The 9,572-nt window shown below is 64.9% G+C and carries 10 protein-coding genes; 5 read left to right on the top strand and 5 right to left on the bottom strand.

Annotated elements, in window-relative coordinates; all coding sequences use genetic code 11:
* Window positions 1-235 precede the first annotated feature (235 nt).
* The gene (locus H3H51_RS21065) at window positions 236-646 is read left to right on the top strand and encodes a hypothetical protein (protein WP_220791119.1); all 411 of its coding nucleotides are present in this window, start codon (window positions 236-238) and stop codon (window positions 644-646) included.
* 135 nt (window positions 647-781) lie between these two features.
* On the opposite strand, the gene H3H51_RS21060 is transcribed toward H3H51_RS21065, so the two are convergent.
* From H3H51_RS21060 to selD, 3 genes are all read right to left on the bottom strand, one after another.
* Window positions 782-1,123, bottom strand: a complete 342-nt coding sequence (locus H3H51_RS21060; protein WP_235981446.1) for a helix-turn-helix transcriptional regulator — start codon at window positions 1,121-1,123, stop codon at window positions 782-784.
* 261 nt (window positions 1,124-1,384) lie between these two features.
* Entirely contained in the window at window positions 1,385-2,485 is a 1,101-nt protein-coding gene (gene mnmH / locus H3H51_RS21055) for a tRNA 2-selenouridine(34) synthase MnmH (protein ID WP_183091052.1), read from the bottom strand.
* Window positions 2,485-3,519 carry a selenide, water dikinase SelD gene (gene selD / locus H3H51_RS21050; protein WP_183091051.1) on the bottom strand — a complete coding sequence of 345 codons (1,035 nt, stop codon included), beginning with the start codon at window positions 3,517-3,519 and terminating at the stop codon, window positions 2,485-2,487. Before selD ends, mnmH begins: the two co-directional genes overlap by 1 nt.
* 159 nt (window positions 3,520-3,678) lie before the next feature.
* Here selD and H3H51_RS21045 point away from each other — a divergent pair, with 159 nt between their 5' ends.
* The 4 genes from H3H51_RS21045 (at window position 3,679) to phnE (ending at window position 7,016) form a co-directional block, all read left to right on the top strand.
* The gene (locus tag H3H51_RS21045; protein WP_183091050.1) at window positions 3,679-4,530 is read left to right on the top strand and encodes a putative selenate ABC transporter substrate-binding protein; all 852 of its coding nucleotides are present in this window, start codon (window positions 3,679-3,681) and stop codon (window positions 4,528-4,530) included.
* Window positions 4,527-5,324, top strand: a complete 798-nt coding sequence (locus tag H3H51_RS21040) for a phosphonate ABC transporter ATP-binding protein (RefSeq protein WP_183091049.1) — start codon at window positions 4,527-4,529, stop codon at window positions 5,322-5,324. The genes H3H51_RS21045 and H3H51_RS21040 overlap by 4 nt, the downstream gene beginning before the upstream one ends.
* A 100-nt stretch (window positions 5,325-5,424) precedes the next feature.
* Window positions 5,425-6,252, top strand: a complete 828-nt coding sequence (locus tag H3H51_RS21035) for a PhnE/PtxC family ABC transporter permease (protein WP_183091048.1) — start codon at window positions 5,425-5,427, stop codon at window positions 6,250-6,252.
* Window positions 6,249-7,016 (top strand): phosphonate ABC transporter, permease protein PhnE, encoded by a 768-nt coding sequence (gene phnE / locus H3H51_RS21030; RefSeq protein WP_183091047.1) that lies wholly within the window; start codon window positions 6,249-6,251, stop codon window positions 7,014-7,016. Before H3H51_RS21035 ends, phnE begins: the two co-directional genes overlap by 4 nt.
* A gap of 25 nt (window positions 7,017-7,041) precedes the next feature.
* On the opposite strand, the gene H3H51_RS21025 is transcribed toward phnE, so the two are convergent.
* On the bottom strand, window positions 7,042-8,469 hold the full coding sequence (locus H3H51_RS21025; protein WP_183091046.1) for a mechanosensitive ion channel family protein: 1,428 nt from the start codon (window positions 8,467-8,469) through the stop codon (window positions 7,042-7,044).
* Between the two features lie 108 nt (window positions 8,470-8,577).
* Entirely contained in the window at window positions 8,578-9,480 is a 903-nt protein-coding gene (locus tag H3H51_RS21020; RefSeq protein ID WP_183091045.1) for a LysR family transcriptional regulator, read from the bottom strand.
* Window positions 9,481-9,572 lie beyond the last annotated feature (92 nt).

Raw genomic sequence — 9,572 nt, 5'->3', positions numbered from 1 at the left:
GTTCTTGCTGAGTCCTCATACGACCTCAACAACCCTTTTATAGGCAACGCCTAACAAATGGTTCAAGTCATTCGCTTCGCTCACTGCGGGACCGGCTAAAGCCGGCCCCTTAACCAAACGTTATGGCTAAAACAAAATGAGCATTCCAACATTCAAAGATAATTGGCCTGCCCCGAATGAATATCTCCTTGAACTCGGACGAGTAACGACCCTATGGGGCACACTAGAATCGAGCGTGAACATAGCTATCAGCAAGCTAGCAGGATACGAGGCGGCTCTTGATTATCGAGCCGTCATAATGGTAGCAAGCAGTAATTTTCAACAGAAAATAGACATAATAAGCGCGCTCAGCGAAAAGCTAGCCCCTCAGTATCCCAATATAAAAAATTACAAGTCGGTTATTGCAAAGCTCCAGTCCGCTCAAAAAGCACGAAACAAGTATGCTCACAACGCAATAACCACAGATCAAGAAACGGGGAAAGTCATGCTTTCTTTTGCCTCCTCACGCGGAGGATCGTTAAAAACCACAGTAGAGGAAGTAAAACTCCACTCCATAAAAGAAGTCACCGTAAAAATACACGAAGCAATGTGTGCACTACACACCCTAGTAACAGGCAAAGAAATTAGGCCCATCTGGGAGCGGTAAGCCATAACAACTGGTTCAAGTCGTTCGCTTCGCTCACTCGGGACCGGCTAAAGCCGGCCCCTTAACCAAACGTTATCGGCCTTGTTCCGCTGCAGGACTCTCCCACTCCGACAGTGCAGCTCTCCGCCACAACCACTATTGATTATCCCGCCTCCCTCTAACGCCAAGCACCTGCTGCTTTAGCCACGCCCTCGGACTCTGCCCGTACCACTGCTGAAACGCGCGGCTGAATGCGCTCTGGCTGCTGTAGCCGAGCAGGTCGGATATCTGCGCAATGCTGATGGTGGAATCCTGCAGGTAGTGGCAGGCCATGAACTGCCGGGCCGAGGTCAGCAGTTCCTGGAAAGTCGTGCCTTCATCGGCCAGCAGGCGTTGCAGCTTGCGCGTGCTGAACATCATGCAGTCGGCCACCTGCTCGATGGTCGCGCGGGCGTCGGGCATAAAGCTGCGGATCAGATGCTCGACCAGGGTCGGCAACTCCGGCTCCGACATCCACGTCAACGCGCCCTGGAGCTATCAGCGCTTCGACAACTGCGGCCACGGGGTGCAACTGGAATAGCCGCAGGCTGGCCCGAAGTGGAATCTCAGCGCATCAAGGCAAACGGTCAGCTACAGCTGCGCTGACTACAGGTTGGATTGCCGTTGCCCAATCGACCGCAGCTCGCTGATCGGCAAAAAGCGGCCAAGGGCGGATGGCGAAGTGGCCTGCGCCAGCCCGGCTCTTGGTGTTCCTTCGCGCTAGCGCTGCAACTGGCGCTCTGCCAAATAGGCGATGACCGCCTCGGCTTCACCCGCGAACTCGATGCGCGCCGCCTTGCTATCGCGTTGGTAGACGTACATGGGGTCGTAGTACTCGCTCAGCAGCGCCTCGATCCAGCCGCAGTGCAACTCCACCGCACCACTGCGGAGCTGCTCGTCCAGCGCCTGCTGCATGCGCTCGCGCAGGCGTGCGTGGCGCTCGCCGCCGAGGCGTTTCAGGATGTTGTCGAGGCTTTGCAGCAGCCGTTCTGCAAAGCGCGCGAAACCCTGTTCTTCACCATGTACGGCAAGGAATTCGCCGGCCAGGTCGATCACGTAGTCCTTGAGAATGCGCTGCACGCGACCGTCGAAACTGTCCTCCAGCCACACCAATGGGTAGCGCTGCATGCCCTGGTGCAGTGGCAGCGGCAGCGAGCACGTACCGATCAGGCGGCTCTCGTCCTCCAGCACGAACTGCTGCTGCCCACGTGCGCGACGCTTGAGCAGGTCGATGGCCAGTTGGTTCTCGAAGTCGATCTGCGCGGGCTGGCCGGTAGCGCGCTTGCCGAAGCTGGAGCCGCGATGGTTGGCGTGGCCTTCCAGGTCGATGCTGTTGGCCAGGGCCGCCACCACCTCGGTCTTGCCGGTGCCGGTCATGCCGCCGACGATGACGAAGTCGCACTCGGCCATCGCCCGGTCCAGAGCCTCGATCAGGAAGGTACGCATGGCCTTGTAGCCGCCGATGACCCGTGGATAGTCGATACCCGCTTCTTTCAACCATTGCTGGACGATTTGCGAGCGCAGGCCGCCGCGAAAACAGTACAGGTAGCCTTGCGGGTGGGCCTTGGCAAAGGCCGCCCAGGCCTCGACGCGCGCGGCCTTGATCTGCCCCGAGACCAGTTGGTGGCCCAATTCGATGGCCGCCTGCTGGCCGTGCTGTTTGTAGCAGGTGCCCACCCTCTGCCGCTCGATGTCGGTCATCAGCGGCAGGCTGACCGTATTGGGGAAGGCACCCTTGGCGTATTCGACCGGGGCGCGCATGTCCATCATCGGCACATCGCTGAGGAACAGCTCGCGGTAGTCGCTGGTGTTGTCGCGCATCACCGCACCTCTACCGCGTGGCGCTGTCGCTCGACCAGTTGGCCGATGGGTGCCAGCTGCAGCCCCAGTTCGGCGGCCACCGCCAGAAACTCGGCTTCGCCCTCGGGGCTGACGGCCACCAGCAGGCCGCCGCTGGTCTGCGGGTCGCACAGCAGGTCGCGCTGCGCGTCGCTGATCGGTGCGATCTTCTCGCCATAGCTGTCGAAGTTGCGCAACGTGCCACCCGGCACGCAGCCCTCGGCCAGGTAGTAGTCGACGCCCGGCAGGCGCGGCACGGCGGCGTAATCGAGCTGGGCGGTAAGGCCCGCGCCGTCGGCCATCTCCACCAGATGGCCGAGCAGGCCGAAGCCGGTGACGTCGGTCATGGCCTGCACGCCGGCCAGTTTGCCGAAGCGACTGCCAGGCTTGTTCAGGGTGCACATCCAGTCGCGGGCCAGGCCGACATCTTCTGCGCGCAGCTTGGCCTTCTTCTCGGCGGTGGTAAGGATGCCGATGCCCAGCGGTTTGGTCAGGTACAGCTGGCAGCCAGCCGTGGCGGTGTCGTTGCGCTTCATGTGCTTCTTGTAGACCACGCCGGTCACGGCCAGGCCGAAGATAGGCTCGGGCGCATCGATGGAGTGGCCACCGGCCAGCGGGATGCCTGCGGCGTCACATACCGCGCGGCCACCACGGATCACCTCGCGCGCCACTTCCGGCGCTAGCACATTCACCGGCCAGCCGAGGATGGCGATGGCCATCAGCGGGTCGCCGCCCATGGCGTAGATATCGCTGATCGCATTGGTGGCGGCGATGCGGCCGAAATCATAGGGGTCGTCGACGATGGGCATGAAGAAGTCGGTGGTGGAGACCACGCCACGCTCGTCGTCCAGGGCGTAGACCGCCGCATCGTCACGCGAGGCATTGCCCACCCACAGCTTGGGGTCGAGGTTCTGCGCGCCGCTACCGGCGAGGATCACTTCCAGCACCTTGGGGGAAATCTTGCAGCCGCAACCGGCTCCATGGCTGTACTGGGTCAGGCGGATCGGCTCGCTCATCGGTCAGGCTCTCGGCAAATCGGAAACAGGCGCGGATTCTAGCAAAGCTGCTCTTTCACGCCTGCGCCCATATAATCGCCGCCGTTCTACTACCCTGACGAAGCGCGGCCCTTGGCCCGCCCCTTCGAACCTTTTCCGCTATTGAACCGGAGAATCTTCATGCTCAAGCGCACCCTGGCGCTCGCCGCCGCTTTCACCCTGTCCCTGTCCGCCACCCTGTCGCATGCCGCCGACGTGCTGAAAGTCAGTGCCATCCCGGACGAAGCCCCCACTGAACTGCTGCGCAAGTTCAAGCCGCTGGGCGCCTACCTGGAGAAAGAACTGGGCATGAAGGTCGAGTTCGTTCCGGTGGCCGACTACCCGGCCGTGGTCGAGGCCCTGGCCACCGACCGTCTGGACCTGGCCTGGCTGGGCGGCTTCACCTTCGTCCAGGTGCATCTGAAAACCGGCAACGCCATCCCGCTGGTACAGCGCGAGCAGGACGCCCAGTTCACCAGCAAGTTCATCACCGCCAACCCGGACGTCAAGTCGCTGGCCGATCTCAAGGGCAAGACCTTCGCCTTCGGCTCCATCTCCTCCACGTCCGGCAGCCTGATGCCGCGCTACTTCATGCTGCAGGACGGCATCAAGCCGGAAAGCTACTTCAGCCGCATCGGCTACTCCGGCGCGCATGACGCCACCGCCGCCTGGGTGCAGGCCGGCAAGGTCGACGGCGGCGTGCTCAACGCCAGCGTGTGGGAAAAACTGGTCGCTGCCGGCAAGGTCGACACCAGCAAGGTCAAGGTCTTCGCCACCACCCCGACCTACTACGACTACAACTGGACCGTGCGTGGCACCCTCGACCCGGCCCTAACCGCGAAGATCAAGCAGGCCTTCCTCGCCCTCGACCCGGCCAATCCCGAGCACAAGGCGATCCTCGACCTGCAGGCCGCCAGCCGTTTCATCGAGACCAAGCCGGAAAACTACAAGGGCATCGAGGACGCCGCTCGCGCCGCCGACCTGCTGAAATGAGCCTGCGCCTTTCCGGCGCCAGCCTGCAGCACGGCAATGGGGTTCACGCCCTGCGCGGCGTGGACCTGAGCATCGACGCCGGTGAGCGGGTCGCCATTATCGGCCCGTCCGGCGCCGGCAAATCCAGCCTGCTCGGCCTGCTGGCCAGCGCCCTGATGCCCAGCGCAGGAGCGGTAGAGGTGCTGGGGCAGCAGCCCTGGCAGCTCTCCGCCCGTGCGCGCCAGCGCCTGCGCACACGCATCGGCCTGGTCCACCAGGCGCCGCCGCTGCCGCCACGGCAGCGGGTGGTCACCGCCGTGCTGGCCGGTAAGCTCGGCCAATGGGGCCTGGGCCGCAGCCTGCTCAATCTGCTGCACCCCAGCGATATTCCTGGCGCCCGCGAGGTGCTGGCCAGGCTGGACCTGACCGACAAGCTGTTCGCCCAGTGCCAGCAGCTGTCCGGCGGCCAGCTGCAGCGGGTCGGCATTGCCCGTGCGCTGTATCAGGACCCGGAGCTGCTGCTAGCCGACGAGCCGGTGTCGGCCATGGACCCGGTGCTCGCCGACCACTGCCTGAACGTGCTCTGCCGGCACGCCGAGGCACGCGGCGTGACGCTGGTCGCCAGCCTGCACGCGGTGGACCTGGCGCTGGCGCATTTCCCGCGCATCGTCGGCGTACGCGAAGGGCACATCGTCTTCGATCGCCCTGCTGCCGAGGTCGACCAGGCCCTGCTCGATGCGCTGTATGCCAATGAGCAACTGGTATCGCCGCAAATGCCGGCAGTCACCCTGAGCCTGCAGATTCCACGATGCTGACTTGCGATACCCGTCTTGCCCGCTACGCCTCTGTGCTGCGTGGGTCGCGGCCGAGGCCCCTCCTACAACAGCGGGACCGGACAGCGCGGGGGCTGGCCTCATGCTGAGCCGCGCTAACCGCGACCCCGCCGCTCTGCCCCGCCTGTTGCTGACAGTGCTGGCGGTTGCCCTGCTGTGGCCGGGCATCCAGCTCGCCGAACTCGACCTGGGCGTGCTGCTGCAGGCCGACAGCCAGAGCGAGATGGGCCGCTTCGTCGCGGCCTTCTGGCCGCCCGCTCACACCCCCGAGTTTCTCGATCTGCTGCTGGATGCCACCCTGCAGACCCTGGCCATCGCCACCGCCGGCATGGCCCTGGCCTTGTTGGTGGCCATTCCCGCCGGCCTAGCCGCCAGCCGCGCCCTGTCACTGTCGGCCGCCTCTCGCGGTGGCCAGCCTGGCCGCCTGGGCCAGGCCCTGCGCTGGCCGGTACGCGGGCTGCTGATTTTCCTGCGCAGCGTGCCAGAGATCGTCTGGGCACTGCTGTTCGTTCGCGCCGTCGGCCTCGGCCCCACCGCCGGCGTGCTGGCCATCGCCATCACCTACGCCGGCATGCTCGGCAAGGTCTATGCCGAGATATTCGAATCGGTGGACCAGCGCCCCATGCATGCCCTGTTGCAGAGCGGCAGCGGGCGCCTGGCCGCCTTCGTCTACGGCATCCTACCCAACGCTGCAGCCGAGCTGACCTCCTACACTGTGTATCGCTGGGAATGCGCGATCCGCGCCTCGGTGGTGATGGGCTTTGTCGGTGCCGGCGGGCTAGGCCAGCAGATCGACCTGTCCATGCGCATGTTCGCCGGCGGCGAAGTCGCCAGCATGCTGCTGACCTTCCTCCTGCTGGTACTGCTGGCCGATGCACTGAGTCGCCTGCTGCGCGGGAGGCTGGCATGAAGAGCCTGGGCAACATCGCCCTACTGTTGGCGATCCTCGCTGCCGTGGTCGCATCTTTCGCCTACCTGAGCCTGGACCTGCTCGCCCTCGGCGAAGCGGGCAATCTCAAGCACATGGGCGCCTACGTTGCGCGCTTCCTGCAGCCTGACCTGAGTGGTACGCACCTGCTGGCCATCGGCCGTGGCGCGCTGGAGACCATCGCCATGTCGGCCATCGGCACCCTGCTTGCCGCCCTGTTCGGGCTGCTCCTGGCGCTGCCGGCCGCCGGGCGTTTCGGCAGACCGCTGCAAGGCGTTACCCGCCTGCTGCTCAATGGCCTGCGGGCGATCCCGGAACTGGTGTGGGCGGCCCTGATGGTGCTGGCCGCCGGCCTGGGCCCCAACGCCGGCACCCTGGCGCTGGCCCTGCACACCGCAGGCGTGCTCGGCCGGCTATTCGCCGAAGCCCTGGAAAACACACCCACGGCCCCTGCCGAGGCCATTCGCCTGCAGGGCGGCAGCCAGGTGGCGGCGTTTTGCTACGGCACCCTGCCCAACCTCTGGCCGCAGCTGCTGGCCTACTCGCTGTACCGCTGGGAAAACAATATCCGCATGGCCAGCGTGCTCGGTTTCGTCGGGGCCGGCGGCCTGGGGCAGATGCTCTACGTCAGCCTCAGCCTGTTCCAGGAAGCGCAGGCCAGCACGGTCATCCTGGCCATGCTGATACTGGTGTTTGTAGTCGATGCGTTGAGCGGCTGGACCCGCCAACGCTGGGTTCGCGCCTAAAAAGGCTGCTGCTGGAACGGCGCCCTCAGGAACGCTGCAACCAGCTCAGGAACCCGCCCTTCTTGATCGCAGCCGGCTTATGCACCAACAACGAGCTGCTGGCCTCCTGGCGGAAGGTCTGCAGTTTGCTCAGGGCGCTGGCGACTTCTTCGCGCTGCTGCAGGCAGTCTTCGATCATCGCCTTGTCGATGCGGTAGATCACACTGGAGGTCAGCGCGGTAAACCGTGCCTGGGACGCCGCCCCCAGGGTCACGCCCTCCTCGCCCATGATTTCCCCCGGGCCCATGCGCCCGGCCTCGATGAAGCTGTCGCCATCGGGTACTGCCGCCGAGACCACGCCGGTGCCGATCACCAACAGGTAATCGGTGGTTTCGCCCTGCTCCAGTACCACCTGACCGGCGCTGAAGGTTTGCGCAACCATCTGCTGGCTGAGCCGATCCTTTTCCTCGGCATCCAGCGAACGGAAGATTTTCACATCGTCCAGCAGGCTGCGCGGGCGGCTCTTCGGCACGTCGCTCACGTCCGCACCGCGCAGGATGCCGGCGGCTTCCAGGTGGCGATGGGCCAGGTCGAACAGCAGGTTGCGCACCTCATCCTTGCTGGTTCCGGGCGTGACGAAGCCACTGGCCTCGTACTCCACCGCCGTGAGGTCGGAGCTCTTGATGGTGACCTTGGGCTTGGGTGTCGGCAGCAGTGCGCTGACGCCTTGCAGGGTCTTGTTCAGCGCATCCAGCACCAGGCGCGGGCGTACTTGGGCCGGCACGGACAAGGTGATGCTGATGCTGTGCACATCGGCGGCCCGGTTGAGGTTGAGCACCTTGGCCTTGGCCGCCACCGAGTTGGGGATCACCACCGTGCCGCCCTGGCTGGTTTGCAGGTGGGTGGCGCGCCAGTCGATTTCGATCACCTTGCCCTCGGTGCCATCGATGGAGATCCAGTCATCCAGGCGATAAGGCTTGGTGGTGTTCAGCACGATGCCGGAAAACACGTCACCCAGGGTGCTCTGCAGCGCCAGGCCGACGACAATGGCGACCACACCGGAGGTGGCCAACAGGCCCTTCACCGGCAACTGCATGACGTAGGCCGCGGCCGCGACAACCGCCACCAGGAAGATCACCGCGCCCAGCACATCCTGCAGCAGGCGCCCGGTGTGCCCGCTGCGCGGCATCAGCAATACGCCGAGCACCACAGTCAGGGTACGCGCGCAGAGCAGCCACCAGGCGATGCCCAGTACCGAGCCCATCATGTTCAGCGCCGCATCGCTCCAGGGTGGCGGCTGCAGCGGGCTCATGCCGGCCTCGATGATCACCAGGCTGTAGGCCAGGAAGAAGCCCAGCCGCAGCGCCACACGCAGTGCCTTGGCCTGCGCCGGCAACAGCCGCCAGGCGGCCAGGTCGGCCAGCAGCAGCGCCACGGCGATAATCAGCGGATGGTTGTGGATCAGTGTGAGCATCACGCTCTCCATGGCAGTTCGGGGCCCGTTCGGCCAAGCATGACGGGAATCGCGGCGCAGCTGAACGCACAGGGCTGCACAGTGCCTATGCAACCGTGCATGGGCGTGTCATATCGGCGGGGCTGGCTGGCGTGGCTCGCCACGCAGGGGCGCCGCTTCCTGCTCGAAGACTTGCTTCAACCAATTGCTGACGGCCTGGTAGCGGCCGATCTTGCCGGCATCGCGGTGGCTCAGCAGCCAGACCTCGCGCAGCACTTCCACCTCAGCGCTGAGGCGGCGCAAGCCGTTACGCTCGCCGAGGATGCACGGCAACAGGGCCAGGCCCACGCCGGTCTGGCAGGCGTGTACCAGGGTGCTGACGCTGCTGACGCGGATCGGGTAATGCGCGTGCGGTGCGATCTCGCGTAACCAGCGCATCTCGGCCATCTCCGCCAGCTCCTCGCCGTAGGCCAGCCAGGGCTGCTCGGCCCATTGCTCGCGGGCAATGTTGGCGAAGCGCTCGGCACCGTAGACGGCGAAACCGATGTCGCCAACCTTGCGCATCACCAGCGCGGCATCGTCCTGCGGGCGAGCCAGGCGCAGGGCGAAATCCGCCTCGCGCCGGGTGAACGACAGCGCCTGGTTGCCCACCAGCAACTGCAATTGCAAGCGCGGGTATTGCTCCAGCAACGCCGGCATGTGGTCGACCAGCCAGTGGCTGAAGAGAAAGTCGATGGAGGTAATGCGCACCGCACCGGAGATGCCTTCGGCCTCGCTGCAGGTGTCCAGCAGCATGCTCTTCACATCGCCCGACACGCGCTCGGCGTAACTGAGAAACACCAGCCCGGCTTCGGTGGGGTGATAGCCGGCGTTGTCGCGAATGAACAGGCGCGTCTGCAGCGCTGTCTCGGCGGCGGCCAGGCGCCGGCTCATGGTCGAGGGGTCGATGCCCAGCGCACGGCCCGCCGCACTCATGCTGCCGTCACGGGCCAGGGCAATCAGCAGCGGAATATCGTTCCAGTCGAAACTCACAGCGTCTCCTCAGGTGCGCAGCAGGCAGGTGGCCAAGCAGGTTCAAAGCCTAGCCACAATACCAAGACAGCGCGGTTGAGCGGTAACGGGCG

This window comes from Aquipseudomonas ullengensis, from assembly GCF_014174475.1.
GTDB lineage: Bacteria > Pseudomonadota > Gammaproteobacteria > Pseudomonadales > Pseudomonadaceae > Aquipseudomonas > Aquipseudomonas ullengensis.
The sequence above is the reverse complement of the archived record's forward strand: the minus strand, read 5'-3'. Positions and strand labels throughout refer to the sequence as shown.

Bases quoted from the DNA above. Each gene is read 5' to 3' on its own strand.
- H3H51_RS21025 (WP_183091046.1), bottom strand. From the start codon at position 8,469: ATGCTCACACTGATCCACAACCATCCGCTGATTATCGCCGTGGCGCTG.
- phnE (WP_183091047.1), top strand. From the start codon at position 6,249: ATGAAGAGCCTGGGCAACATCGCCCTACTGTTGGCGATCCTCGCTGCC.
- H3H51_RS21040 (WP_183091049.1), top strand. From the start codon at position 4,527: ATGAGCCTGCGCCTTTCCGGCGCCAGCCTGCAGCACGGCAATGGGGTT.
- mnmH (WP_183091052.1), bottom strand. From the start codon at position 2,485: ATGCGCGACAACACCAGCGACTACCGCGAGCTGTTCCTCAGCGATGTG.
- H3H51_RS21045 (WP_183091050.1), top strand. From the start codon at position 3,679: ATGCTCAAGCGCACCCTGGCGCTCGCCGCCGCTTTCACCCTGTCCCTG.
- H3H51_RS21035 (WP_183091048.1), top strand. From the start codon at position 5,425: ATGCTGAGCCGCGCTAACCGCGACCCCGCCGCTCTGCCCCGCCTGTTG.
- selD (WP_183091051.1), bottom strand. From the start codon at position 3,519: ATGAGCGAGCCGATCCGCCTGACCCAGTACAGCCATGGAGCCGGTTGC.